Source organism: Paraburkholderia sp. DD10 (assembly GCF_049177125.1).
GTDB classification, from domain to species: domain Bacteria; phylum Pseudomonadota; class Gammaproteobacteria; order Burkholderiales; family Burkholderiaceae; genus Paraburkholderia; species Paraburkholderia terricola.
Genome location: NZ_CP185393.1, coordinates 3,541,257 through 3,567,793, shown reverse-complemented (window position 1 = coordinate 3,567,793; position 26,537 = coordinate 3,541,257). Strand labels below are relative to the sequence as shown.

Genomic DNA, 26,537 nt, shown 5'->3' with positions numbered 1-26,537 from the left:
CGTCATGAGTCTGCGTATCCTGATCGCCGACGACCACGCGGTGGTTCGCCAGGGTGTCCGTCAATTGCTGCTCGACCGCGGCGTCGCCCGCGAAGTCACCGAGGCGCAAAGCGGCGCCGAAGCGCTCGACGCCGTCACCCTGCATGGCTACGACGTGGTGCTGCTCGACATTTCGCTGCCCGACATGAACGGCGTGGAAGTGCTCAAGCGTCTGAAGCGCAAGGCGCCGCGCGTGGCCGTGCTGATGTTCTCGATGTATCGCGAGGACCAGTACGCGGTGCGCGCGTTGAAGGCCGGGGCCGCCGGCTACCTGTCCAAAACGGTCGATGCCGCGCAGATGATCGGCGCGATCCAGCAGGTCGCCGCAGGCCGCAAATATGTGAGCCCGGCGATGGCCGAAGCGCTGGCCGACTACGTCTCCTTCGACGGCGAACAATTGCCGCACGAGAAGCTCTCCGATCGCGAATATCAGACGCTGTGCATGCTCGCATCGGGCAAACGGCTGACGGACATCGCCGCGGCGCTGTCGCTGTCGGTGAAGACGGTTAGCGTGTATCGCACACGGCTACTCGAGAAGATGAAGCTGCGCAACAACGCCGAACTGACCTTCTATGTGATGAGCAACCGCCTGGTCGATCTGAATCCGGCGATGGCGGGCTGACATCTGCTTCCGGCAACGCGACGCCGCTGCGTCGCTGAATGGCGCGCGCCCCGACGAGCGAGCGTGCGCGAGAGCGATTCTGAGCGGCCCGGCCGCGCATCGTGCGAAGGCTTTGCCGATGGCCATTGTCTGGCGCGGGAATGTGCCATCGGCATCCCGCTGGGAGGGATTTTCCGCCCTTCACCATCGCCCGTAAAAAGCTGATCCCAAAATGGTGCGGCGGCGCGCATCCGCTAAAATCGTGGGTTTTCCGACATTCGGCGCGCAAGATGCGTGCACTACTGGAGACCCCGCCAATGTCCCTGTTTCGCAAGAAGAGCGTCGAGCACATGATCGCGGCGAGCGCTCAAAACGCCGGCCTGAAGAAAGCGCTCGGCGCGCTCGATCTGACTTTCCTCGGTGTCGGCGCCATCATCGGCACAGGCATTTTCGTGCTGACCGGCACGGGCGCCGTCCAGGCCGGGCCGGCGCTGATGGTCTCCTTCCTGGTCGCGGCGATCGCGTGCGGTTTCGCCGCACTGGCCTACGCCGAGTTCGCGTCGACGATTCCGGTGGCGGGTTCCATCTACACGTACTCGTACGCGACGCTCGGCGAACTGGCCGCGTGGATCATCGGCTGGGACTTGATGCTGGAGTATGGGCTGGCCACGTCGGCGGTATCGGTGGGCTGGTCGGGCTATCTGCAATCGCTGCTGTCGGGCTTCGGCGTTTCGTTGCCCGTTGCGTTGACGGCGGCGCCGGGCGCATTGCCGGGCCAGGACACGTTCTTCAATCTGCCCGCGTTCCTCGTGATGATGGCGATTACGGCGTTGCTGTCCGTCGGCGTGCGCGAATCCACGCGAATCAACAACGTGATGGTGGCGATCAAGGTGACCGTGGTGCTGCTGGTGATCGGCGTGGGCGTCTTTCACGTGACGCCGGCCAACTGGCATCCGTTCATGCCGAATGGCTGGAGCGGCGTATTCGGCGCGGCGGCGGTGATGTTCTTCGCGTTCATCGGTTTCGATTCGGTGTCGTCCGCGGCCGAGGAAGTGAAGAACCCGAAGCGCGATCTGCCGATCGGGATCATTGCATCGCTGGGCGTGTGCGCGGTGTTGTACGTGGCGGTGGCGGCGGTTGTCACGGGCATCGTGCCGTCGGCGCAGTTCGCGGATATTCCGAATCCGGTGTCGTACGCGTTGCAGGTGGCCGGTCAAACGTGGGTGGCCGGCTTTATCGACCTGGGCGCCGTGCTGGGCATGCTGACGGTGATTCTGGTGATGGCTTATGGGCAGACGCGGGTGATCTTCGCGATGTCGCGTGATGGCTTGTTGCCCGCGAGACTGTCGCGGGTGCATCCGAGGTTTGCCACGCCGTTTTTTACTACGTGGCTGGTGGGGATTTTCTTCGGTTTGATTGGTGCGCTGGTGCCGTTGAAGGTGCTGGCCGAGCTGATCAACATCGGAACCCTGGCCGCGTTTTCGATGGTGTCGATTGCGGTGCTCGTTTTGCGTAAGACGCATCCTGAGTTGCCTCGGGCGTTTCGCTGCCCTGGTGTGCCGGTTGTGCCGGTGTTGGCTGTTGCCTCCTGTCTGTTTTTAATGGCCAATCTTCAGGCTGTCACCTGGGTGGCGTTTGTGGTCTGGTTGCTCGTTGGGATGGTTATTTATTTTGGGTATTCGCGGCGGCGGTCGAAGTTGGCGGTTAAGTAGGGGTTTTGGTTTTTTGCCTGCTCGGCGGTTTGGGTTCGTTGCCTTGGTGGGTTGGCCTTTCCTTGATTTGTTAGTGGTCTATTGGCGTTGCCCCTGTGCGGGACCTATCCGTAATTTCGTGGGCGAGGCATATCATGAAGGATCAAAGTCATGGATATGCCGATGAAGAAGAAACGCACCGTCGCTTCGCAGGCAGCGGCCCGAGGGCCGCTGCCTGCCCTGCCTGAAGCGCTGCTCGATGAACTGGTCAAGGGGCCGATGACGCCCGCCGAGGTCCAGGACCTGATGCTCGCGTTCAACAAGGCGCTCATCGAGCGCGCGATGGGCGCCGAGATGAACATGCATCTGGGCTACCGGCCCGGTCAGCCCAAACCCTCCGAGCAGACCAACGAACGCAATGGCGCCAGCGGCAAGACGGTGATCACCGAGCGCGGCCCGCTCAGGGTCGATCTGCCGCGCGATCGCGAGGGGAGTTTCGAGCCGCTGCTGATTCCCAAACACGAGCGCCGTTTCACGGGCTTCGACGAACGCATCATCGCGATGTACGCGCGGGGCATGAGCGTGCGCGAAATCCAGGCGTTCCTGGCCGAGAGCTATGGCACCGGGGTCTCCCCCGACTTCATCAGTTCGGTCACTGACGAGGTGATGGCCGAGACGCTCGCCTGGCAGAGCCGCCCGCTCGAGGCGATGTATCCGGTGGTGTTCTTCGACGCGCTGCGCGTGAAGATCCGCGACGACGGCGTGGTGAGCAACAAGGCCGTCTATCTGGCGCTGGGCATCCAGGCCGATGGCCAGCGCGACGTGCTCGGCCTGTGGATCGAACAGACCGAGGGCGCGAAGTTCTGGCTCAAGGTGTTCAATGAACTGAAGACGCGCGGCTGCCAGGACATCCTGATCGCGGTGGTCGACGGCCTGAAGGGCCTGGCCGGGGCGATCGGCACGGCGTACCCGCGCACGACCGTGCAGACCTGCATCGTGCACCTGATCCGCAACAGTCTGGAGTACGCGAGCTACAAGGACCGCAAGAGCGTCGCCGCGGCGCTGCGTCCGATCTATGCAGCCGCGAGCGAACCGGCCGCCCTGCAGGCCCTGGAGGCCTTCGCCGAAGGCCCATGGGGAGCGAAGTACCCGACGATCGTGCAGTCGTGGCGACGAGCGTGGGAGAACGTCACGCCGTTCTTCGTGTTTCCCCCCGAGATACGCCGGGTCGTGTACACCACAAACGCCATTGAGAGTCTGAACATGCAGCTGCGCAAGATCATCAAGACCCGCGGCCACTTCCCCAACGACGAGGCCGCCATCAAGCTGCTCTGGCTGGCGCTGCGCAACGTGCTGGCAAAATCAGTACGGGCGGCATTCGACTGGTCATCCGCCATGAACCAGTTTGCTATCCTGTTTGGTGAGCGATTCACCAACGCACGCGGGTAACTCCGCCCATCGCCTCGCACACAAAAATGCGGACAGGTTCCCTGTGCGGGGCAGCACCTACTTTCTTCGACGTATGAAAGCGCTGGAGCGGCAGGACCGTGAACCGCGCAGTTCGACGGCCGACCCGAGCGATGATCCAAGACCTCTGCCGGCTCGGACCAGCGTGACGCAGCGGCAAACCGGGGCATGTGAAAGAAGAACCGGAAACACCACCAACAACACTGCGGGAGCAAAAAAATCAAACGCTACAAGCCGCCCCACCCGAAGCCGCAATCTCCCGCGCTGCCTTGGCGCCTTCAACCTGCAGCAAGGTAGGCAAGGAAACCCCGTTCTTGGCCGCCGTCACCTCGGCAAGAATCGACACGGCGATCTCAGGCGGCGTCCGACTGCCGATATAAATCCCGACCGGCCCATGCAAGCGCGCGAGTTCAGTGTCGTTCAGGTCGAACTCCTTCAACCGCTCGCGCCGCGCCTGATTGTTCCGTCTGGAACCCAAGGCGCCGACATAAAAAGCCGGCGTCTTCAACGCCTCCATCAACGCAAGATCGTCGAGCTTCGGATCATGCGTCAGCGCGATCACCGCGCAACGCTCATCGAGCTTCATCTCTGTCACCGTATCGTCCGGCATCGTGCGAACGATCTTCGTGCCCGGAATGTTCCACTCCTCGGTGTACTCCTCGCGCGGATCGCAGACCGTCACCTGATAGTCGAGCCCCACCGCGATGTGGCACAGATAGCGCGACAACTGCCCCGCGCCGATCACGAGCATCCGGTAACGCGGGCCGTGAATCGTCAGCAGACGCTCGCCGTCGAAATGCACGCCGTCCGTCGCCTGCGCGTGATCGAGCCGCACGGCGCCCGTCGTCATATCCACTTCACGCGCCACGAGGCGTCCGTCTTCCACCGCGCGGCACAGTTCGGCAATGCCGCTGTGCGGCGTCAGCGGTTCGAGCACCAGTTGGATCGTGCCGCCGCAAGGCAGGCCGAAGCGATGCGCCTCTTCCGCCGTGATGCCGTACTTCACCGCCTCGGGGCGCGTCTGTTCGATGCCCCTTTGCCGCACGCGGTCGATCAGATCGTCTTCGATGCAACCGCCCGATACCGACCCCACCACGAGTCCATCGTCGCGCACCGCGAGCATCGCGCCCTCGGGACGCGGCGACGAGCCCCACGTCTTCACCACCGTCACCAGTAGCGCGCGATGTCCCTCTTCCAGCCATCGTGCGCTGGACTTCAGGACTTCGAGATCCACGCTGTCCATGATTTCTTCCTTTTCGGTGCATCGCCGCCGGACTCGCCGTCCGCGGCCTCATGCGATTCGCTATTTTGCGGCATCGTTTCATTGGCTGCAGGCTCGCTGACAGCGGGGGCCGCCGTGGCGCCCGCGTCGCCGCCCAGCTGAACGCCGAGACGCTTGAAGAACTCGCCGGCGAGCTTGCGCGCCGCGCCGTCGACCAGACGCGAGCCGATCTGCGCGAGCTTGCCGCCGACCTGCGCGCTCGCCGTGTATTCGAGCCGGGTCGCCTCGTCGCCCTCGGGCGCGAGCGTGACGCGCGTGGTGCCCTTGCCGAAGCCCGCCGCGCCGCCCTGACCTTCGAACACGATGGTGTACGTGTTCGGCGCCTCGATATCGGTCAGTTGCATGCGCCCCTTGAAGCGCGCCTTCACCGGACCCACCGACGCGCTCAGCACCACGTTGTACGCGTGCTCGCCGTCCGCTTCGATGGTCTCGCAGCCGGGAATGCACGCGTGCAGGATGTCGGTGTCGTTCAGCGCTTCCCACGCGCGTTGCTGCGAAACGGGCAGCGTATGAGTTTCGCTCAGTTCCATGGCATTGCTCCCGCGGATGTCGTGGCGGATGCGCCCGAACGCGGCGCGCGCGTGAGTTGCGCGAGGTCGCGGCCGAACGCGGCCAGACTGTCTAGATTATGAACCGGACGATGCGCGTCGACATACGGCAGGATCGCCTGTATGCCGCGCGCCTTCGGTGAAAAACCGCTGAAACGCAGCAGCGGATTGAGCCACACGATACGGTGCGCGAAGCGGCGCAGGCGGGCCATTTCGGCGCCGAGCACGTCGATCGCTTCGTGATCGAGGCCGTCGGTCACGAGCAGCACCGTGGCCCGGCCGCTGAGCACGCGCCGGGCCCAGCGTCGGTTGAACTCGGCGAGCGCGGCGCCGATCCGCGTGCCGCCCGACCAGTCGACCACCTGATCGGCGAGCGCGGCGATCGCCACGTCGGGATCGCGCTCGCGCAGCGCGCGCGTCGCGTTGGTGAGACGCGTGCCGAACAGAAACACCTGCAAGCGTTCGCGCGACTGCAACAGCGCGTGGCAGAAATACAGCACCGCGCGCGAATAGCTGCTCATCGAGCCGGATATGTCGAGCAGCAACACCAGCGGCGGTTTGCGTTCGACCACCGCGCGATACTTCCACACGGTCCAGTCGCCGCCCGCGCGCACCGCGTGCCGGGCGCTCGCGCGCAAGTCCGCGTGCGTGCCGTGCGAGGCGGCCTTCAGGCGACGCGTCGGCTCGGTGGCGAGCGGCAGGCGCTGGCCGCGGATCAGATGACGCAAGCTGCGCCATTCGTCAGGGGACAGCGAGTCGAAATCGCGGTGACGCAGGCGCTCTTCCGCGCTGAAGCTGATGTGCGCGTGCAATTCGTGCTGCTCGGTTTCCTGCTGCGCGCTGGCATGCGGCGACGGCGGCGCGCGCACGGCAAGCGCGTCCGCGAGACGGTTGTTGCGTTTGGGCGGCGGCAGCCCGTCGCGGACCTTCGGCAGCAGCAGCGCGCGCAGCTTGCCTTCCCAATCGGGATCGCGCCAGAACAGGTCGAACGCGGCGTTGAACAGTTCGCGCTCGTCGGGCGCCGATACCAGCAAGGCGGCGAGGGCCGCGCGCACGTCGTCGCGGCGGCCGAGGTCGATCCAGTGCAACGCGGCGATCGCATCGACGGCTTGCGCGGGCGACATCGGCAAACCCGCGCCGCGCAGCACGCGCACGAAATGCACGACGTTGCGGGCGAGCGTGGGGGACGCTCCGGCCTTCTCGCCAAAGCCAGCCGAATCACCGCCGCTCGCATCCGATCGCTTGCTCATGCCCGCTATCCCGGCTCGGAAAGACACTGCGCGATTTGCGCGGCGTCGACGCGCGCCAGATCGTCCTGATACTTGAGCAGGACGCCCAGCGTGTTCTGCACCGATTGCGGATCGAGCTCCGTCACCGACAGCGCTTCAAGCGCGCGGCACCAGTCGATCGTTTCCGCGATGCCGGGCGCCTTGAACAGATCCATGCCGCGCAGCCGATGCACGAAATCGACCGCGCGCCGCTGCAATTGCGCCGAGGTTTGCGGCGCCCGCGCGGCGACGATTTCCAGTTCGCGATCGCGCTCGGGATAGCCGATCCATTGATACAGACAGCGGCGCTTGAGCGCGTCGTGCACTTCGCGCGTGCGGTTCGAAGTCATCACGACGAGCGGTTTCTGCTCCGCGCGGACGGTGCCGTATTCGGGAATCGATACCTGGAAGTCTGACAGCAGTTCCAGCAGAAACGCTTCGAACGGCTCGTCGGCGCGGTCGATTTCGTCGATCAGCAACACGCGCCGCGCGCCCGGATGGTTTTCGTCCGGCATCAGCGCCTGCAGCAGCGGACGCTTCAGCAGGAATTCGCCGCGGTACAAAGTGTCGTTGTCGGGGCGCTCGCCGGCGGCCTCGGCGAGACGCAGCGCCATGATCTGGCGCGGATAGTCCCATTCGTAGAGCGCGCTGGCGGTGTCGAGGCCTTCGTAGCATTGCAGCCGCAGCATCGCGGTGCCGAGCATCCCCGCCGCGGCCTTGGCGAGTTCCGTTTTGCCGACGCCCGGCTCGCCTTCGACGAACAACGGCCGCTCCATGCGCAGCGCGAGATACAACGCGGTCGCGAGTTCGCGGCTGGCGAAGTAGCTTTGCGCGGCGAGTTGCGCGAGGGTGTCGTCGATGGAAGCAGGCTGCATGATGATCCTGAATCTGCACGGTGAAACGCGAGCCGGCGTGGCCGTCGCGCGTGCGTGAGCGAACGCGGCGGAAGTGGCGTTCCGCTGCTCGCGAATGCCACTTCGACCGCAAACGGCGGGAATCCGCTAGGCGTTCGCCTTCACCACCGCTCGCGCGGCCAGCACCGGAATCAGATGCGCGCGATATTCGGCGCTGGCATGCATGTCGGTGTTCAGATCGTCGGCGGGCACGCTGACCGCGCGTGCCGCGTCGGGCGTAAAATTCGCCGTGAGCGCGCTTTCCAGTTCCGGCACACGAAACACCGAAGCCGCCGCGCCCGTCACCGCGACGCGCACGCCGCCGGCGAACTTCGCGACGAACACGCCGACGAGCGCAAAGTGCGAAGCCGGATTGCGGAATTTCTCGTAGGCCGCGCGCTCGGGCACCGGGAACTCCACCGCGACGATCAGCTCGTCGGGCGCCAGCGCGGTCTCGTACATGCCGACGAAGAAATCGCTCGACGAAATGCGCCGCCGGTCGGTGACGATGGTTGCGTCCAAGCCCATCGCCGCAGCCGGATAACAGGCGGCGGGATCGTTGTTGGCGAGCGAGCCCCCGATCGTGCCGAGCGCGCGCACCTGGCGGTCGCCGATGTGCTCGGCAAGCTCCGCGAGCGCCGGCAACACGCGCTGGATTTCCGCGTGCTCCGCTACGTCGGCATGACAGACGGCGGCGCCGATCGTCACCGTTGTGGCGTCGACGGCGATCGTCTTGAGCGCCGGAATGCGCGTCACGTCGATCAGTTGCGACGGTTGCGCGAGGCGCAGCCGCATGGTGGGCAGCAGGCTTTGGCCGCCCGCGATGAACTTGGCGTCGCTGTCGGCGGCGATGGCTGCGGCGGCCGCTTTGGGATCCGTCGCGCGTTGATACTCGAATGAATACATGTCGAATGCTCCGCTAGGATCTCAATGGGGTTGCTTCGCGGCGTGAATCGCGGACCACACGCGATGCGGCGTCGCCGGCATTTGCAGGTCGGTCACGCCGAGCGGCGCGAGCGCGTCGATGATCGCGTTGATCACCGCCGGCGGCGAGCCGATCGCGCCCGCTTCGCCGCAGCCTTTCACGCCGAGCGGGTTGTGCGTGCACGGCGTGCCCTTGGAGGTTTCGACGGTGAAGTTCGGCAGATCGGACGCGCGCGGCATCGCGTAATCCATGTACGAACCGGAGAGCAGTTGGCCGCTTTCGTCGTCGTACACGCAGCGCTCCAGCATCGCCTGGCCGATGCCCTGCGCGAGCCCGCCATGCACCTGGCCTTCGACGATCATCGGATTGATCACGTTGCCGAAATCGTCGACCGCGGTGAACTGCTGGATGTTGCACACACCCGTCTCCGGATCGACCTCGACCTCGCAGATATACGCGCCCGACGGATACGTGAAGTTGCTCGGATCGTAGAACGCGCTTTCCTCGAGGCCCGGTTCGAGCACGTCCAGCGGATAGTTGTGCGGCACGTAGGCGGCGAGCGAGATTTCCGCGAACGCCTTGGTGCGATCGGTGCCCGCGACGCGGAACACGCCGTCCTTGAACTCGATGTCTTCCGCCGCCGCTTCGAGCAGATGGGCGGCGATTTTCTTCGCCTTGGTTTCGATCTTGTCGAGCGCCTTCATGATCGCCGAGCCGCCCACCGCGATCGAGCGCGAGCCGTAGGTGCCCATGCCGAACGGAATTCGCCCGGTATCGCCGTGGACGATCTCGACGCTTTCCAATGCAATGCCGAGCCGGTCCGCGACCACTTGGGCGAAGGTGGTCTCGTGTCCCTGGCCGTGACTATGCGAACCGGTGAACACGGTCACCGAGCCGGTCGGATGCACGCGAATCTGCCCGACCTCGAACAGGCCCGCGCGCGCGCCCAACGCGCCCGCGATGTTCGACGGCGCGAGGCCGCAGGCTTCGATGTAGCACGAGTAGCCGAGGCCACGCCGCTTGCCGTTCCTCTCCGATTCCTGGCGGCGCGCCTCGAAGCCTTTCACGTCGGCGAGTTCGAGCGAGCGGGCCAGAATGGTTTCGTAGTCGCCGGTGTCGTAGGTGAGGCCGACCGGCGTCGCATACGGAAACTCGCGAATGAAATTGCGGCGGCGAATTTCCGCTGGATCGAGCTTCATCTCGCGCGCCGCCGTTTCGACCAGGCGTTCGACCACGAATGTCGCTTCGGGGCGGCCCGCGCCGCGATAAGCGTCGACGGGAACGGTGTTGGTGAAAACCGCTTTCACCTCGGCGTAGATCGCGGGCGTGGCGTACTGTCCCGCGAGCAGCGTCGCGTACAAAATGGTCGGCACGCTCGAGGCGAAGGTGGACAGATACGCGCCCATGTTCGCGATCGTGTGGATGCGCATGGCGAGGAACTTGCCGTCGGCGTCGAGCGCCAGTTCGGCCCTCGTGACGTGATCGCGGCCATGCGCGTCCGAGACGAAAGCTTCCGAGCGCTCGGCGGTCCATTTCACCGGACGGCGAATCTTCTTCGACGCCCACGTCAGCGCGACGTCCTCGGCGTACAGGAAAATCTTCGAGCCGAAGCCGCCGCCTACGTCCGGCGCGATCACGCGCAGCTTCGATTCCGGCAACGACAGCACGAACGCGGCCATCAGCAGGCGCTCGACGTGCGGGTTCTGATTCGCGACGTAGAGCGTGTAGCCGTCGTCCTGCGCCGAATAGCTCGCGTTGACCGCGCGCGGTTCGATTGCGTTCGGAATCAGCCGGTTGTTGACGATGTCGAGCGTGGTGACGTGCGCGGCCCTGGCGAACGCGGCGTCGGTCGCGGCCTTGTCGCCGTGGCCCCAGTTGTAGCAGACGTTGTCCAGCACTTCGTCGTGAACCGCGGGCTGGCCCGGATCGGCCGCGTGCGCGGTGTCGACCACGGCCGGCAACACGTCGTAGTCGACGTCGATCAGTTCGGCGGCGTCTTTCGCGGCATTGATCGAATCGGCGATCACGAGCGCGACCTGATCGCCGACGTGCCGCACTTTCGTGTGCGCGATGATCGGATGGGGCGGCTCGTTCATCGGCTTGCCGTCGGTGCTGTGAATCAGCCAGCCGCACGGCAGCCCGCCGACGTTGTCCGCGGCCATGTCGGCGCCGGTGAAGATCGCCACCACGCCGGGCGACTGCTTCGCCGCGGCGGTGTCGATGCGCTTGATCCGCGCATGCGCGTATGGCGAGCGCAGGAACACTGCGTAGGTTTGCTGGGGTAGGACGATGTCGTCGGTGTACTGGCCGTTGCCGGTGAGGAAGCGATAGTCTTCCTTTCGTTCGACGGATGCGCCGACGAGGCGATGGGAGTCGGGTGCGTTCATCGTCTGCTCCTCAGGCGGTGGCCGGCGCGGCGGCCGGGGCGGCGCTGGATGTCTTCATCCCTTCGGCGCCTTCGAGCACGGCTTTGACGATGTTGTGGTAGCCCGTGCAGCGGCACAGATTGCCGTCGAGCTCGGCGCGCACGTCGTCGCCGGTGAGATTGGGTCGACGCTCGACGAGCGAGACCGCGCTCATCACCATGCCGGGCGTGCAGAAGCCGCATTGCAAGCCGTGGCAGTGTTTGAACGCCGCCTGCATCGGATGGAGTGCGCCGTCTTTCGCGAGCCCTTCGATGGTCGTGACGTTGGCGCCTTCGGCTTGCACCGCGAGAATGTTGCAGGCCTTGACCGCGCGCCCGTTCAGATGGACGGTGCAGGCGCCGCACTGCGCGGTATCGCAGCCGACGTGCGTACCGGTTAAGCGAAGTTGATCGCGAAGGAACTGGACAAGTAGGGTGCCGGGGTCGACTGAGGCGCTGATGGGCGCGCCGTTCACCGTCAGACTGATGCTGATCGCCATGAAGTTGTCTCCTGATGGGTGAGACCGGACCTTTGGTTTTTCTTGCCTTCAGCTGCCTGCTCGTGGGGTCCGATAGGGTGCTGCGGTTTTTTATGAGTCTGCCGAAAAGTAAAGCACAAATTGGGGGGACGCGGGGTGGAATTTTTTTCGCCTGGGCGGCGGTGGGGGTTGTGGGGTTTGTGGGGTTGGTTTGTTGGCCTTTTCTTGTGGTGTTAGTGGTCTATTGGCGTTGCCCCTGTGCGGGGCGGCACCTACTTTCTTTGCCGGCCGCAAAGAAAGTAGGCAAAGAAAGCGGCTCACACCGCCAGTTCTGAAGCGGGTCCGCTGGCTTGGAGGGCGTAGTGGTGCGATAAACGGATGATCCCTCGCGCAGCTAGCGTCAGTGACCAGGCCGTCATCCGCTCCCACTCCGCACTGCGTGCGTCGCGGAGGGGTCTGCCAGGGAAACCATGGGCTTCGTTTGCGCACGTGGGAGCCATCGGCTTCGCCTCGGCGAGGTGCTGAAATCGCGCGGTTGTTTTGGAGATGCCGCTGGTCGCAGCGCGCTGGAGGCAACGCCATAAATACAACGCCCTAAGTGCCGATCTCGGTGCCGGTTGCGGGGCGCCGGTCGCGGCGCGGCGCTAATAGTCTGACGGCGCATCGACGCGCGGGAAGTCGCCAGCGGTTGGTGAAGCGGCGCTTGGCGCGTGCAGCACTAAAGGTGTGGAGATGTACTGCTGACCGCCGAAGCAGCCTGCGGTTTGACGAAGCGCAGCCGGAGGAATGACTGCCTTGTCACGAGCGCGTCTGGTTTCGCGCATCGCCGAGGCGAAGCCGATGGCTCCCACCACGCACAAATGAACCGCCGGTTTCCGCGCGTGCCCCTTCCGGCGAGCGCGCAGCGCGAGGCGGGAAGTATGACTGCTGTGTCACGAGCGTCGAATGCGCGAGGGCACCGATTCCAGATGCACCACTGCCCCCTCCAAGCCAGGAGACCCACTTGAAAGCTGGCGGTGTGAGCCGCTTTCTTTGCCTACTTTCTTTGCGGCCGGCAAAGAAAGTAGGTGCCGCCCCGCACAGGGGCAACACTAATAGACCACTAACAACACAAGGAAAGGCCAACGCCCATAACAGCACAACCACCGCCGCCCAGGCAAAAAAACCACTACATCAACCCACAAACCACAGCAGCAACAACCGACCCACCCACCAACACCACCCCCACCAACCGACGCTTATTCAGCTCAGTCCACAGCAACACACCAGTCAACGAAAGCAGAATCATCCCGCCAGCGATCGTATCGATCAACAACACCCACCCGACGCTCAATCCCACGCCCCGGTGCAGATTATTCATCGTGGTAAGAAACGAGTTGTGCGTGCGCTTCACCGCGACAAAGCCATTGCCCACCCAGTACTCAGCCTGCACATTCTGCGTCGGCCCAAAAATGCCGACCTGCCAGAATTCCGGCTGCATCGTGCTGCGATCGCCCCAGGCCACCGGATGCGCCGGCTCGCGTTTCGCCTTGCCCGGCTTGCCGTCGATCTTCAGTTCGCTCTTGAGCCACTTCGCCATGTCCATCGGCGAGTGCAGTTGCTTCTGCGGCACGGAAATCTGCATCTCCTCGACCTGCGGCTCACCCGACGACACCTTCAGCGGCCCGGCCCGATGATTCAACAGGAAACCCGTCGCGCCGAACATTAGCCCGAGCACCGCGCCCCACAAGCCGACCCAGCCATGCACCTTGCGCAGCCACTTGATGAAATTCGCGCGCCGCGAACGCTGGCGCCGCGCCGCCTGCTCGGCGTCGTCCATCAGATGACGACCGCGCTCTGGAGCGTGAGCGCTGTATTGCGTGCCACCCGCGGCAGGTTTCAGGTCGATCGATTCAGGCGCGTTCACATCCAGGCTCCAGGCGCAGCAGGTTAATCATCGCCGGCGCGCGGCGACAACGCGCACGCTCACAGCAGCAGTGAATGAGGTATCGAAAGGAGGGGCCGGACGACCCGGCTTGCGGTCCGGGCCGTCCGGTTGAGAGGCTGGCTGGCCGTCACAGAGGAGGAGAAATGTGACGAACGCTGGCGATGCCTTTCAATTGAGAATCGCTATCATTACACGATAATGGTATTTGCTCAATCGCAGCGCGCGACATCCGCTTGACATCCAGACGGCGCAAACGGACTCTAGCGGGCGACCCCGTCAATGTTGCGGTTCTGGATACCTGCCTGCCATGCGTCTTTTCTCTTGCGTCTGTCTTGCCTCGTTGGGCTGGCTTGCCGGCGTCCACGCCGCGAACGCGAACAGCGCGGCGAAACTGGACGATCCCTATACGAACGAAGGCGAAACCCAGACCTTCACCGTCAACGCCGACGGCTCCTACGCGAAGCTCGATTCAATGACGCTGCGCGTCAACAACGAAGCAGGCGTCGCGCGGGCGGCGCAGCAATACGTCTGGTTCAACCGCAACATGGCGGACGTGCAGATCCTCGAGGCCTACACGACCACCGCGGACGGCGTACGCCATGACGTGCAGCCCGAGCAGATCCGCGACGTGCAGGAAGCGCGCTCGTTCGACGCACCGATGTTCCAGGACATCCAGGAAAAGGTGATCGTGTTCCCTGCCGTCGAACCCGGCGCGCGCGTGCATCTCACCTACCGCAAAACGCAAAAGCAGCCGATCGTGCCGGGAGAATTCAGCGACTTCACGGCGCCCGAACTCGCGCCGACGCGCAACTTCCGTCTGATCTACGATCTGCCCGCCAACAAGCCGCTCTATGCGGACGCGCGCGGCTTCACGGCGCTCGAACCGGTGACGCGCGAGGGCCGCACGCGCTACGAATACCGCTATGACAAGGCGCATTTCAGCCGCCTCGAACGCGGCTCGATTGCATACGTGTCATACGGCGACCGGCTGATGGTGTCCACCTTCCCCGACTACGCCACGTTCGCCGCAAGCTATCGGGCGTCCGCCGCGGATCCGGGCGCGCGCGACGCCGCCGTCACGCTGCTCGCGCGGAACCTCACCGCGCATGACCGCACGCCGCGCGACAAGGCCAAGACGCTGTACGACTGGGTGCGCCGCAGTATCCGCTACGTGGCGATCAACGTCGGACGCGGCGCCGTGGTGCCGCACAGCGCGAGCGCGGTCCTCGTCAACCGCTATGGCGACTGCAAGGATCACGTAGCGCTCTACGGCGCGCTGCTCGACGCGGTCGGCATCCGTAACGAGCCGGCCTTGATCAGCAGCGGCACGATCTACACGCTGCCGAGCGTGCCGGGCTATGGCGTCACCAATCACGTCATCACATGGCTGCCGGACTTGCAGCTCTACGCCGACTCCACGGCGTCGAATGTGGAATTCGGCTTTCTGCCCTCGTCCGATATGAACCGGCCGACCGTGCTCGTCGGCCAGGGCGTGCTCGCGCGAACACCCGCCACCGCGCTCGTGACGCGCAGCACGGACCTGTCGATCAAGGTCCAGCCGGATGGCTCCGCGAGCTTCACGTATCGGCTGGAAGCGTCCGGCGCCTCCGTTGAGCAGACGCGCGCCCTGCTACGCCGGCAGACTCACGCGCAACGCGAGGAGTCGATCCAGTCCGAGTTGCGCAGCGCCAATCTGCGCGGCACCGCGACGCTCGCCACCAGCGACCTCACGGTCGCCGACGGCCCGCTGACCATCACGATGAAGGGCACGCTGGAAAATCTCGTGGTGCCGGGCGCGGCAGCGGCCATTCCGGCGCTGACGAGCCTCGCCGGCGGCTTCGCGGCGGACGCGCGTTACTGGCTCGGCGAACGCGAGCGCACGCAGCCGTTCGTCTGCCACAACCTCGTGTTGCATGAACGGGCGCGCGTCGAATTGCCGGCCAATTTTCGCGTGCTCGACATGCCGGAGGCGCAGCGAACGCGAAACCGCTTCGTCGATTTCGAGTCGCAGTACACGTTCGATCCGCACGGCAACGCGGTGACGATGACGCGCGAGGGCGCCACCCATTTCGACAGCGACGTCTGCACGCCCGACGACTTCGCGCAGATGCGCCCCGCGATCGAAGCGATCGGGCGCGACGTGCGCGCCGAAGTGATCGTCAAGTCGACGCTGGTGGAATCGTCGAATGTGGCATCGCAGGCGCCTTGAAGCGCTGAACACATTGAGCCGCGCGGGCGCGCGAACACCGACCGCTCAAACCGGCCACAACGGGCCTTCCTGCATCGCGCCGAGCTGCTCGCGCAGTTCGAGGATGCGCTCTTCCCAATAGCGCTGCGTGTTGAACCACGGGAACGCGGCGGGAAACGCCGGGTCGTCCCAGCGACGCGCGAGCCACGCCTGGTAGTGAATCAAACGCAGCGTGCGCAACGCTTCGACGAGATGAAGTTCGCGCGGCTCGAAATCGCAGAAGTCTTCGTAACCGGCAAGCAGATCCGTCAATGCACGCGACGCCTCGGCGCGCTCACCCGGCAGCAGCAGCCACAAATCCTGCACGGCCGGACCCATGCGGCTGTCGTCGAAGTCGACGAAATGCGGACCCGCGTCGGTCCACAACACATTGCTCGGATGGCAATCGCCGTGCATGCGGATCATGCGAATCTCGCCCGCGCGCTCGAACGCTCGCTCGACGCCTTCGAGCGCGAGGTTCACCACGGTTTCCCATGCCGTGCGCACATCGTCGGGCACGAAGCGCTGCGACAGCAGGAAGTCGCGCGGCTCATAGCCGAAGGTGTGGATGTCGAGCGTGGGACGCTCGATGTAGTTCCGCGTCTGCCCAACGGCATGAATGCGGCCGATGAAACGCCCCAGCCATTCGAGCGTGTCACGCCGGTCCAGATCGGGCGCGCGGCCGCCGCGCCGCTCGAAGATCGAGAAGCGAAAACCGTCGAAATCATGCAGGGTACGGCCTTCGAAAACACGCGCGGGCACCGCCGGAATTTCGCGCGCGGCGAGATCGGCGACGAACGCGTGTTCTTCGAGAATGGCGGCGTCGCTCCAACGCTCCGGCCGATAGAACTTCGCGACCACGGGCGGACCGTCTTCGACGCCGACCTGGTAGACGCGGTTCTCGTAGCTGTTGAGCGGGAGCATGCGGCCATCGGTACGCACACCGACGCTGGCGAGCACGCTGTCGAGCGCGTCGAGCACGATTTCCGGCCTGAGCCGGGCGAAAGGGACGGCGCTATCGGCGTCGTCCCGCGAATCGGGAGTGTCGTTGTTCATGGGCGCATTGTGCGCCGTGCCGCTGTCAAAGACGAGGGTCACGGCTCACCACGCCGCTCGTCGCGCGTCTTACAACTGACAGACAAGTCGAACGCAAACTGCTTTCAATGCATCTGCGCGCTCGACGGACGCACGAGTTCGCCGGTATCGATCAGGTCTTCGAGGAAAAAGGGTTCAGTGTTCAGTTGCGGCGAAGCGCCGGGCTCGCCGGCATACCACGCCACCATGGCCATGTCGCCGAGAATGCGCATGACGATCCCGCGCGCGCCTTGCGGCACGGCGATATGCACCGATCGGACAATGGAACCGATTTGCATGATGTTTCCCCGTTCTCCCATAGCCGGCTTTATGGTTTCCTCGCCGGTCAAGGTGATGATAAAAGCGCCGCTTCGCCGATGACGTTGCGAACGCCCCCAATCTGCTGCGCGTCAACCGCGTGAGAATTTCGAATCATTGTTCCCGTTTTGCGGGGCCGTGGATAGCGCGAACAAAAGGGACTTCACCCGTCGTTTCGCGTCATCCCCATCACGGTGCGCCGAGCCGATGATGCCGAGCGCGCCGTAACGAGACCATCATAAACCCTGCGAGGGCGAGATATCAAAACCAGGCAGCGGTCCGACAGTCCGCCCATCATGGCCGGCGCGCCACCTCAGCGCTTTTTTCAGCGTATCGTTAACGCCTTTCAATGCGTTGCACCCGCCAACGGAGATTCCTTGGTCGCGCCGCCGGAGTGTCATCGGCCTATCGCTTCGGCTCTTTCTTTTTCCGCCTCTTTCATGTTCCCCGCCGTGCCCGACGCCCACCCCATTCCCTATCTCGAACGCGGCACGCGTGCCTATTGGCGTGCCAGCATCGCCCTGCTGTTTGCGGGCTATGCCACGTTCTCGCTGTTGTACTGCGTGCAGCCGTTGCTGCCGTCGTTTTCAGCGGCGTTCAATGTGACGCCGGCCGAAAGCAGTTTGTCGCTGTCGCTGACCACGGCGGCGCTCGCGCTTGCCGTGTTCATCGCCGGTTTCGTTTCGGAAGGCTGGAGCCGCCACCATCTGATGACGCTATCGCTGATGGCGTCCGCGCTGCTGACGATCGGCGTCTCGATCGCGCCGCAGTGGCATCAACTGCTCGTGTTGCGCACGCTCGAAGGACTCGCGCTCGGCGGCGTGCCCGCCGTCGCGATGGCGTATCTCGCCGAAGAAGTACACCCCGAAGGGCTCGGCCTGGCGATGGGCCTCTATGTCGGCGGCACCGCGATCGGCGGCATGGCCGGGCGTGTGATTACGGGCGTCGTCGCGGATCTGTTTTCGTGGCGGGTCGCGATCGGCACGATCGGCGTGCTCGGCATTCTGTCGACGCTCGCGTTTCGCGCGCTGCTGCCGCCGTCGCATCATTTCGTGCCGCGGCGCGGGCTGGGTTTCAACCATCACCGCACCGCGCTGCTCAAACAGTTCACGCGACCCGGCCTGCCCTTGCTGTTTCTGCTCGGCTTCGTGCTGATGGGCAGTTTCGTCACGCTGTACAACTACATCGGCTACCGGCTGCTGGCGCCGCCTTATCGATTGAGTCAAGCGGAGATCGGCGCGATCTTCATCGTGTATCTGGCGGGCGTGATCGCCTCGCCGTTGTCGGGGCGCATGGCCGATACCTTCGGCCGCGCTCGCGTGCTGATCGGCAGCCTGGCGCTGATGGCGCTCGGTCTCGCGCTCACGCTGCTGCATCCGCTGACGGCGATCGCGCTCGGCATCGCGTGTGTGACCTTTGGCTTTTTCGCGGGACATTCGGTGGCAAGCGGGTGGGTCGGCCGGCTCGCGAGAGAAGCCAAGGGCCAGGCCGCCGCGCTGTATCTGCTCGCGTATTACCTCGGTTCGAGCCTCGTTGGTTCGTATGGCGGTCACGTATGGGCCGGTTACGGATGGAACGGCGTCGCGGGACTAGTGGGCGTGCTGCTCGTCATCGGCCTCGCGGCGGCCTTGAGGTTGCGCGGGTTGCGTGGGTTGCGCGCACGCGAACGCACAGCCGCTTGATCGAGTCGATTCGCCGCGCATCGGATCGCTATAGAAAGTAAGGCCCGCGTAAGCATGCGCTTCGCCGTTTTGGCGCTGTTTGTTGCGGCGCGCCAATTGCGGCGCGCCTTGGCAGCGCGGGCTCAGCGGCTTGCGAATAAGCAAGGCCGCAGCTCGATGCGTCGTTACGTTGGCTGGAGCGTCACCTATACTCGTATCGGACGTTGGCAGCGCACGACTCCACAAAACAGAGCCGCTGCTTGCGCCGGTAATACATAAGGAGACGACTATGACGACCTACTTCACGATCGGCGATTTCATCCTGGTGATTCCGATGGCGTTGGCCGGGGCGCTGTTTGTCGGCGCGCTTCCGTGCAAGACGGAATTCCGGCACAACGTGCTGCGGGTACTAGGGGCGCTCCTCGGCGTGGTGTTCGCGGTCGTGCTGGTCGAAGGCTTACCCGCGCTGGTATAGCGAAAAAAAGCCGCCTCCCGGGCGGCTTTCTCTATCTCCACGGCATATCCGCGGCGTGAAACTCGCGCGGATCAGATCGCCTGATCCGTCGACGGTTTTTCCCACAGGTTGATGCCGCCTTCGGTCGCGTAGCGATCGATCTCCGCCAGTTCTTCCTTCGAGAACGCGAGGTTCTTCAACGCGCCGACGTTCTCGCGCACCTGCTCCGCACGGCTCGCGCCGATCAGCACCGAGGTGACGCGCGAATCGCGCAGCGCCCAGGCGAGCGCCATCTGCGCAAGACTTTGCCCGCGGCGCGCGGCGATGTCATTGAGCTTGCGCACGTGCTCGATGTTTTGCGCGCTCAAATGCTCCTGCTTCAACGAACCGCCGCCCGGCTTGTTCACGCGCGCGTCTTCCGGCACGCCGTTCAGGTACTTGCCGGTCAGCAGGCCCTGAGCGAGCGGTGTGAAGGCGATGGCGCCCGCGCCGACCTTCTCCAGCGTATCGAGCAGTTCATGTTCGATCCAGCGATTGAGCATGTTGTACGCGGGCTGATGAATCAGCAGCGGCACCTTGTATTCGGCGAGCAGCTTCGTCATTTCGAGCGTCTTGGTCGCCGAGTACGACGAGATGCCGATGTACAGCGCCTTGCCCTGCTGCACCGCGCTCGCCAGCGCACCGGCGGTTTCCTCGAGCGGCGTGTCGGCGTCGAAACGATGCGAATAGAAAATGTCGACGTAATCGAGGCCCATGCGTTGCAAGCTCTGATCGAGGCTCGCGAGCACATACTTGCGCGAGCCGCCGCCCTGGCCGTATGGGCCCGGCCACATATCCCAACCCGCCTTCGACGAAATCAGCAGTTCGTCGCGATACGGTTTGAAATCGTCCTTGAAGAGCCGGCCGAAATTGGTTTCCGCGCTGCCGTACGGCGGGCCGTAGTTGTTGGCGAGATCGAAGTGAGTGATGCCCAGATCGAAGGCCGTGCGCAGAATGTCGCGCTGCGTGGAGATCGGCGTGGTATCGCCGAAGTTGTGCCACAAGCCGAGCGACAGCGCCGGCAGTTTGAGACCCGACTTGCCGCAGACGCGGTACTGCATGTCCGAATAGCGTTCTGAAGCTGCTTCGTAAGCCATTGCTAGAGTCCTTGATGTTGAGGCCGCCCGATTATGTCGGGCGTGGGGAATCGCATGGTGCGGGAGGCGTGCTGTCTTTATGTTTATGTAATGTTCGTGCGACTGCGTGCGGCAAGATCGTCATGGTAGCCAATCGACGCAATGCGTGCAGACGCCCAGCATGCGGGATGGACGATTGCTGGCGGGTCCCCTACACTTTCGCCGATCAAGGCTGATGGGAGAAGTGCATGGCGAAGGCGATTTCAATCGCGCTGATTGTCGGCGGTATCGTGCTGCTGTATTTCGGCGGGCAGGCGTTCAATTCGGTTAGCAGCGACGTGTCGCGCGTGTTCACCGGCTCGCCGACCAACAAGGCGATCATGCTGATCGTGGGCGGTGTCATCGCCACTATCGCGGGACTGACCGGAATGGCGTTGTCCGGACGCAAGCGGTAAGCGTAAGCAATAAGGCGAAAGCGGTAAGCGGCTTGCCGCGCGGGCGGCGCGTTGCATCCCGCGCGCTTTGGACGCACGCGAACGAGCGCCGCCGCTTCGGTCAGAAACTTAAAAAGCGATCTCGGGCTTCGCGGCCGAGCGCGTACCGGGCAACGGCACGTTGCTCGCGCCGTGATAGGTGTACACGAGAGAAAACTTCACCTGATCGCTGAGGTTCTTACCGGCCGAATGCAGTGTGTTGCAATGAAAGAACACCACGTCCCCGGCCTTGAGTTCAGGCGAGACCGCGTTGCGAATCCATGCCTGATTCTCTTCCAGATCGGAACGGAAAAACTTGGCTTCGTCGAACCGGTCGGACGTGAACGCCGCACTGTGCGACTTCGGCACCAGCCACAGTGCGCCGTTGTCCACCGTCTCCGAACCGATGGCGAGCCACACCGACACCAGGTCGTCCCGTTCGAACGACCAGTAACGCACGTCGCGATGCCAGCCGGTCAAACTGCCGTACTCGGGATGCTTGGTCATCATGCAGTTGTGATGCGCCCGCGACAGGCGGGGTTCCTCGCCGAAATACAGCTCCATCCAGCCGCGAATTTCCGGCGCGGTGGCCCATTGCGCGAAGCTCGGATGACGCCCATACGCATCCAGCAGCCGCCGGACCGTATGACCGCCTGCCGCATGCCTCGACGTCGGCGCGCCCGGGTACTGCAGATCCGCCTCGAACTCGATCGGCGCCGCGGCTTCCTCTAACTGCCGCTGGGCAATCTGCCTGAGTTCATTGCAACGCTCCGGCGACACCAGTCCGGGCACGACGACAAAGCCCTGCTCCCGCAACGTGTGAATCTGCTCTTTCTTCGAGTGAAGTGACATGGTGCTCCGCGACTGTCGACTAGCTGATGCTCGATTGTAAAACGGGCGCGATCAGGCTGCGTGCTGTTCGCCTTGCGAAAAGTCATGAGATGCGCATTACCCCGGTTCCCAACGACGAACCGTCTAGCACGCTCGATGGGCAAACACGCACGATCGTCGATCATGGAGGGCACGGCCGAGGGGCGCGCGCGGCAATCGGGCGCCCCGTGAAAACCCTGGCTCGCAGGGTAAAAACGGACTTTCTGACGTCACGAATCGCGTGTAGCCTGCACGCATGTTGATCGCCATTCCCACACTTTCACGGCGCGCACAGGCCGTCCACGCCGATTCCGCCGTCCCTCGTGCGCTTTCAAATCGAATTCCGGGCTTTCACGCCGTCCCTCGCGACCACGCCATTGGCACATTTGGTGCTGCGGTTGGCACACATTCCGTCGCGCGACACGTTGCCCACTTCTGAAGCCATGCATACTCTTCTGAGCACCCGTCTTACTCGCGCCGCGTTGAAAGCGGCGCGTCCGGCGCGCCGCCACGTCGTGCGTGCGCTGCGTCACCACGCCACGCGCACTCGCGCATTGGGCGAACAATGGCGCGAGGCCAAAGCGGTCGACGGCATTCGCACCTGGTTCCATACCTTCTTTTCGGCACTGCGTCTGCAAGGCGGTTCGCGCCGTTTTTCGCTGCGCACGCTGCTGCGCAAACCGACGCCGCTGCGCCTCGCCGCTACGCGCCGTGCGGCGCCGGTCGCCGTGCCGCAGAGCACGAGCCGCCGGCCGCGCCGCATGTCGACGAGCGGCAGCACCGGCTGGTTTGCGTTTGCATTCGCGAGCCGTTGAGTTTGGTGCGCTGGGTTTGGTGCGCTGAGTTCGGCGCGTTGAGTTCGGCGCGTTGAGTTCGGCGCGTTGAGTTCGGCGCGTTGAGTTCGGCGCGTTGAGTTCGGCGCGTTGAGTTCGGCGCGTTGAGTTCGGCGCGTTGAGTTCGGCGCGTTGAGTTCGGCGCGTTGAGTTCGGCGCGTTGAGTTCGGCGCGTTGAGTTCGGCGCGTTGAGTTCGGCGCGTTGAGTTCGGCGCGTTGAGTTCGGCGCGTTGAGTTCGGCGCGTTGAGTTCGGCGCGTTGAGCTTGGCGCGTTGAGTTCGGCGCGTTGAGCTTGGCGCGTCGGGTTCGGCGCGTTGAGTTCGGCGCGCTGGAGCCCGCCGCTGTAGGCCGGCGCCTCGCGGATCATTGAGCGCGCCGAACGTCGCAATCCTTGGCCTCGCGTGACGCCGTGCGCGTCCATTTGCGACAGCGCGTGCCCGCCGCCGCTGTGGCGTCGACCGTAGGCGCGCCGCGTCCGTGCGGATCGCACAGATAGAAAAAACCCCGTCGGCTCACGCCGACGGGGTTTTTTACAAAAGCAAACGGCGAACGACTTGCCGGCTTATTCCGCCAACGCCACAACCGGTTCCGTGCCGGCCGCTTCGGCGAGCGCCAGCGCCTTGTCCGTGGCTTCCCATGTGAATTCCGGCTCTTCGCGGCCGAAGTGGCCGTAGGCCGCGCTCTTCTCGTAGATCGGGCGCAGCAGATCCAGCATCTGGATGATGCCCTTCGGGCGCAGATCGAAATGCTCCTGCACGAGCTTCGTGATCGTGGAATCCGACACGCGGCCCGTGCCGAAGGTATTCACCATCACCGAAGTCGGCTGGGCAACGCCGATCGCGTACGACACCTGGATGAGGCAGCGCGAAGCGAGGCCGGCGGCCACGATGTTCTTCGCGACATAACGGCCGGCGTAAGCAGCCGAACGGTCGACCTTGGACGGATCCTTGCCCGAGAACGCGCCGCCGCCATGCGGCGCCGCGCCGCCATAGGTATCGACGATGATCTTGCGGCCCGTCAAACCGCAATCGCCCTGCGGACCGCCGATCACGAACCGGCCGGTCGGGTTCACCAGGAACTTGATGTCGCCCTTGATGAGATCGGCCGGCAACGTGGGCTTGATGACTTCCTCGATCACCGCTTCGCGCAGCACGGCCAGATCGATGTCCGGCGAATGCTGCGTGGACAGCACGACGGTGTCGATCGAATGCGGCTTGCCGTCGACATAACGCACGGTGACTTGCGACTTCGCGTCCGGACGCAGCCAGGGCAGGCGGCCGTCGCGACGCAGATTCGCCTGGCGCTCCACCAGACGATGCGACAGGTGAATCGGCAACGGCATCAGTTCGGGCGTTTCCTCGCAGGCGTAACCGAACATCAGGCCCTGGTCGCCGGCGCCTTGATCGAGGTTGTTGTCGTGCGCGCGGTCCACGCCCTGGGCGATGTCCGGCGACTGCTTGTCGTACGCGACGAGCACCGCGCAGCCGCGATAGTCGATGCCATAGTCGGTGTTGTCGTAGCCGATGCGCTTGATCGTGTTGCGCGCGACCTGGATGTAATCGACGTTCGCGGTGGTGGTGATTTCACCGGCCAGCACGACGAGACCCGTGTTGCACAGCGTTTCCGCTGCAACACGCGAGTATTTGTCCTGCGTCAGGATGGCGTCGAGAATGGCGTCCGAAATCTGGTCCGCGACTTTGTCGGGATGGCCCTCGGAGACCGATTCGGAGGTGAAGAGATAGTCGTTTGCCACGTTGCAGACTCCTGTTGTGTGGTTACGGTTGAGTTTCACGTAGCCAGCTTCGGGAGCCTTGAAGCGGCGACGCTTTAGCGGATTACCTTACCAATGGGCGCATATCACGTCATTTCACGTGGATCGCACCCGCCGGCTTCGCCCCGCAAGTTGTCTATTAACTCGGCGAAGCCCTTATTATAGCGACTTCCCTTGATTGTCACAGAGTGTCCACGAGTGCGGTATTACGTCAATTCTTCCGCTTTCCTTGAACCCGTCACGCAGAACGCCTCATCCAAGTCTTCCCTGGAGGTCGCATGCTGAGCCGCTATGGCGCGAGGCTCGCGATCGGGTTGTTGAAACTGTTCGCGCTGCTGCCCTATGGTTTCATCGCCCGCCTGGGCGACGGGCTCGGCTGGCTGCTCTACCAGGTTCCGAGCAACCGCAAGCGCATCGTCCATATCAATCTGAAGCTGTGCTTCCCCGAATGGAGCGACGCGCGCCGTGAAGAGATCGCGCAACAGCATTTCCGCCATGCGATCCGCAGCTATGTCGAGCGCAGCGTGCAGTGGTTCGGCTCGGCGAAAAAGCTCGAAAAGCTGATCGAACTCGACAGCGCAATCGATCTCACCGACCCGAACCTGCCACCCACGCTGTTTCTCGGCTTTCACTTCGTCGGTATCGAGGCGGGCTCGATCTTCCTCAACTACTCGCTCAAGCGCCACTGCGGCTCGCTGTATCAGCCGATGTCGAACCCCGAACTGGAGCAAGTCGCCAAGGCGGCGCGCGCGCGCTTCGGCGCGGATATGGCGAGCCGCGCCGACAGCGCGCGCGTCGTGTTGCGCTGGCTGCGCGAACGCAAGCCGGTCATGCTCGGCGCGGACATGGACTACGGCGCGCGCAATTCCACCTTCGTGCCGTTCTTCGGCGTGCCGACCTGCACGCTGACCGCAGTGGGCCGTCTCGCGAAGGTCGGGCATGCGCAAGTGGTGCCGTTCATCGGCGAGGTGCTGCCGAACTACAAGGGTTACCGGCTGCGGGTGTTCGAGCCATGGGAACACTACCCGAGCGGCGACGACGACGCGGATGCGCGACGCATGAACGCCTTCCTGGAAACGCAGATTCCGCTGATTCCCGAGCAGTATTACTGGGTGCACAAGCGCTTCAAGACGCGCCCGCCGGGCCAGCCGAGCGTGTATTGAGCGGTTTTCGACGCGGCTTGCGCCAAGGTTTTCAAAGCGGTCTTCGAAAAACGTGCCCGAGCGCACAGACAACCGCCGCGGGGGAGCCGGTGGAAAAAATGCGGCGTTCGGCTCAGCCGCGGGCGCGTCACTTACAATAGCGAGATGAAACTGAAATTCACCAAAATGCACGGCGCGGGCAACGACTTCGTCGTGCTCGACGGCTACCGCCAACCGGTCAACCTCACGCCGGCGCAGGTGCGCGCGCTCGCGGACCGGCATTTCGGCGTCGGCGCCGATCAGTTGCTGCTGGTCGAAAAGCCCACCGTGGACGGTGTCGATTTCAGATATCGCATCTTCAATTGCGACGGCGGCGAGGTCGAGCATTGCGGCAACGGCGCGCGCTGCTTCGTCAAGTTCGTTCGCGACAGCGGCCTGACCGATCAGCGCAGCGTGCGCGTGCAAGTGCAGAACGGCATCATCACGCTGACCATGCAGGAAAACGGCGAAGTGCTGGTCGACATGGGCACGCCGGTGTTCGACCCCGAGCGCGTGCCGTTCGCGACCAAGGGTCTCGAAGGCCGCCGTGAAGGCGCCGATACGCTCTGGCCGCTCGACGTGAACGGCGAGACCCGCTGGATCTCCGTGGTGTCGATGGGCAATCCGCACGCCGTGCAAGTAGTGGACGACGTCGAGGAATTCCCGGTGCTGGTCGAAGGCCCGGTGATCGAGCGGCATGCCCGCTTCCCGCAGCGGGTGAACGCGGGCTTCATGCAGATCGTCGGCCGCGGCGAAATCAGGCTGCGTGTTTACGAACGCGGCGCCGGTGAAACGCTGGCGTGCGGCACGGGCGCGTGCGCGGCGGTCGCCGCGGGCATCCGCCGCGGACTGCTGGACGCGCCGGTGCTCGTGCACACGCACGGCGGCAAGTTGACGATCTCGTGGGACGGTACGCAGGACGGCCAGCCGCTCCTGATGGCCGGCCCGGCGGTGACCGTCTTCGAAGGCGAGATCGAGTTGGCCGATTGAGCTGCGACTGAATTGCCCGACCGGGTTCTCCGATGAACCTGCCGGT

At 64.3% G+C, this 26,537-nt stretch carries 23 protein-coding genes; 10 read left to right on the top strand and 13 right to left on the bottom strand.

Annotated features, from left to right (window positions below):
• Nucleotides 1-4: 4 nt before the first annotated feature.
• From rqpR to ACOCG7_RS31510, 3 genes are all read left to right on the top strand, one after another.
• Nucleotides 5-661, top strand: a complete 657-nt coding sequence (gene rqpR, locus ACOCG7_RS31520) for a response regulator transcription factor RqpR (RefSeq protein ID WP_073432404.1) — start codon at nt 5-7, stop codon at nt 659-661.
• A 296-nt stretch (nt 662-957) separates the two neighbouring features.
• Nucleotides 958-2,352: an amino acid permease gene (locus ACOCG7_RS31515; protein WP_073432405.1), complete on the top strand. Its 1,395-nt coding sequence runs from the start codon at nt 958-960 to the stop codon at nt 2,350-2,352.
• Nucleotides 2,353-2,508: 156 nt separating this feature from the next.
• A complete protein-coding gene (locus ACOCG7_RS31510; protein WP_412534878.1) occupies nt 2,509-3,780 on the top strand; it encodes an IS256 family transposase in 1,272 nt (423 codons plus the stop codon).
• Nucleotides 3,781-4,018: 238 nt separating this feature from the next.
• Here the strand turns inward: ACOCG7_RS31510 and ACOCG7_RS31505 are convergent, their stop codons facing one another.
• The 8 genes from ACOCG7_RS31505 to ACOCG7_RS31470 all read right to left on the bottom strand — a co-directional run bounded on the left by ACOCG7_RS31505 (nt 4,019) and on the right by ACOCG7_RS31470 (nt 13,503).
• On the bottom strand, nt 4,019-5,041 hold the full coding sequence (locus ACOCG7_RS31505) for an XdhC family protein (protein WP_073432406.1): 1,023 nt from the start codon (nt 5,039-5,041) through the stop codon (nt 4,019-4,021).
• Complete coding sequence (locus ACOCG7_RS31500; protein WP_073432407.1) at nt 5,014-5,610, bottom strand: CoxG family protein; 597 nt, start codon at nt 5,608-5,610, stop codon at nt 5,014-5,016. The genes ACOCG7_RS31505 and ACOCG7_RS31500 overlap by 28 nt, the downstream gene beginning before the upstream one ends.
• A complete protein-coding gene (locus ACOCG7_RS31495) occupies nt 5,601-6,878 on the bottom strand; it encodes a vWA domain-containing protein (protein ID WP_421378689.1) in 1,278 nt (425 codons plus the stop codon). The genes ACOCG7_RS31500 and ACOCG7_RS31495 overlap by 10 nt, the downstream gene beginning before the upstream one ends.
• Nucleotides 6,879-6,883: 5 nt before the next feature.
• Complete coding sequence (locus ACOCG7_RS31490) at nt 6,884-7,771, bottom strand: AAA family ATPase (RefSeq protein WP_073432409.1); 888 nt, start codon at nt 7,769-7,771, stop codon at nt 6,884-6,886.
• Nucleotides 7,772-7,897: 126 nt separating this feature from the next.
• Nucleotides 7,898-8,695, bottom strand: a complete 798-nt coding sequence (locus tag ACOCG7_RS31485; RefSeq protein ID WP_073432410.1) for an FAD binding domain-containing protein — start codon at nt 8,693-8,695, stop codon at nt 7,898-7,900.
• A 21-nt stretch (nt 8,696-8,716) separates the two neighbouring features.
• Nucleotides 8,717-11,101, bottom strand: coding sequence for a xanthine dehydrogenase family protein molybdopterin-binding subunit (locus ACOCG7_RS31480; RefSeq protein ID WP_073432411.1), 2,385 nt, complete (start codon nt 11,099-11,101; stop codon nt 8,717-8,719).
• Nucleotides 11,102-11,111: 10 nt separating this feature from the next.
• Nucleotides 11,112-11,618: a (2Fe-2S)-binding protein gene (locus ACOCG7_RS31475; RefSeq protein WP_073432412.1), complete on the bottom strand. Its 507-nt coding sequence runs from the start codon at nt 11,616-11,618 to the stop codon at nt 11,112-11,114.
• A gap of 1,147 nt (nt 11,619-12,765) precedes the next feature.
• Nucleotides 12,766-13,503 (bottom strand): PepSY-associated TM helix domain-containing protein, encoded by a 738-nt coding sequence (locus tag ACOCG7_RS31470; protein ID WP_083084948.1) that lies wholly within the window; start codon nt 13,501-13,503, stop codon nt 12,766-12,768.
• Between the two features lie 328 nt (nt 13,504-13,831).
• Between ACOCG7_RS31470 and ACOCG7_RS31465 the strand changes: the two genes are divergently transcribed.
• A complete protein-coding gene (locus ACOCG7_RS31465) occupies nt 13,832-15,733 on the top strand; it encodes a DUF3857 domain-containing transglutaminase family protein (RefSeq protein WP_073430313.1) in 1,902 nt (633 codons plus the stop codon).
• 45 nt (nt 15,734-15,778) lie between these two features.
• Here the strand turns inward: ACOCG7_RS31465 and ACOCG7_RS31460 are convergent, their stop codons facing one another.
• Nucleotides 15,779-16,807: a serine/threonine protein kinase gene (locus ACOCG7_RS31460; RefSeq protein WP_073430387.1), complete on the bottom strand. Its 1,029-nt coding sequence runs from the start codon at nt 16,805-16,807 to the stop codon at nt 15,779-15,781.
• Nucleotides 16,808-16,911: 104 nt separating this feature from the next.
• A complete protein-coding gene (locus tag ACOCG7_RS31455; protein WP_006050502.1) occupies nt 16,912-17,124 on the bottom strand; it encodes a hypothetical protein in 213 nt (70 codons plus the stop codon).
• A gap of 396 nt (nt 17,125-17,520) precedes the next feature.
• On the opposite strand from ACOCG7_RS31455, the gene ACOCG7_RS31450 reads away from it, so the two are divergent.
• Nucleotides 17,521-18,825, top strand: a complete 1,305-nt coding sequence (locus tag ACOCG7_RS31450; protein WP_412534865.1) for an MFS transporter — start codon at nt 17,521-17,523, stop codon at nt 18,823-18,825.
• A gap of 268 nt (nt 18,826-19,093) precedes the next feature.
• Complete coding sequence (locus ACOCG7_RS31445) at nt 19,094-19,279, top strand: hypothetical protein (RefSeq protein ID WP_073430315.1); 186 nt, start codon at nt 19,094-19,096, stop codon at nt 19,277-19,279.
• A 71-nt stretch (nt 19,280-19,350) separates the two neighbouring features.
• Here the strand turns inward: ACOCG7_RS31445 and mgrA are convergent, their stop codons facing one another.
• Nucleotides 19,351-20,394, bottom strand: coding sequence for an L-glyceraldehyde 3-phosphate reductase (gene mgrA / locus ACOCG7_RS31440; RefSeq protein WP_073430316.1), 1,044 nt, complete (start codon nt 20,392-20,394; stop codon nt 19,351-19,353).
• 227 nt (nt 20,395-20,621) lie between these two features.
• Here mgrA and ACOCG7_RS31435 point away from each other — a divergent pair, with 227 nt between their 5' ends.
• Nucleotides 20,622-20,828, top strand: a complete 207-nt coding sequence (locus ACOCG7_RS31435) for a DUF3185 family protein (protein WP_073430317.1) — start codon at nt 20,622-20,624, stop codon at nt 20,826-20,828.
• A 108-nt stretch (nt 20,829-20,936) separates the two neighbouring features.
• Here ACOCG7_RS31435 and ACOCG7_RS31430 read toward each other — a convergent pair whose 3' ends face one another.
• Complete coding sequence (locus ACOCG7_RS31430; RefSeq protein ID WP_073430318.1) at nt 20,937-21,698, bottom strand: phytanoyl-CoA dioxygenase family protein; 762 nt, start codon at nt 21,696-21,698, stop codon at nt 20,937-20,939.
• Nucleotides 21,699-22,159: 461 nt separating this feature from the next.
• Between ACOCG7_RS31430 and ACOCG7_RS31425 the strand changes: the two genes are divergently transcribed.
• Entirely contained in the window at nt 22,160-22,531 is a 372-nt protein-coding gene (locus tag ACOCG7_RS31425) for a hypothetical protein (RefSeq protein ID WP_073430388.1), read from the top strand.
• Between the two features lie 580 nt (nt 22,532-23,111).
• Here the strand turns inward: ACOCG7_RS31425 and metK are convergent.
• Nucleotides 23,112-24,302: a methionine adenosyltransferase gene (metK, locus tag ACOCG7_RS31420; RefSeq protein ID WP_073430319.1), complete on the bottom strand. Its 1,191-nt coding sequence runs from the start codon at nt 24,300-24,302 to the stop codon at nt 23,112-23,114.
• A gap of 296 nt (nt 24,303-24,598) precedes the next feature.
• On the opposite strand from metK, the gene ACOCG7_RS31415 reads away from it, so the two are divergent.
• Together ACOCG7_RS31415 and dapF are read left to right on the top strand one after the other, a co-directional pair.
• On the top strand, nt 24,599-25,483 hold the full coding sequence (locus ACOCG7_RS31415) for a lipid A biosynthesis lauroyl acyltransferase (RefSeq protein WP_073430320.1): 885 nt from the start codon (nt 24,599-24,601) through the stop codon (nt 25,481-25,483).
• Nucleotides 25,484-25,627: 144 nt separating this feature from the next.
• On the top strand, nt 25,628-26,491 hold the full coding sequence (dapF, locus tag ACOCG7_RS31410; RefSeq protein WP_073430321.1) for a diaminopimelate epimerase: 864 nt from the start codon (nt 25,628-25,630) through the stop codon (nt 26,489-26,491).
• The last annotated feature ends 46 nt before the right edge of the window (nt 26,492-26,537 follow it).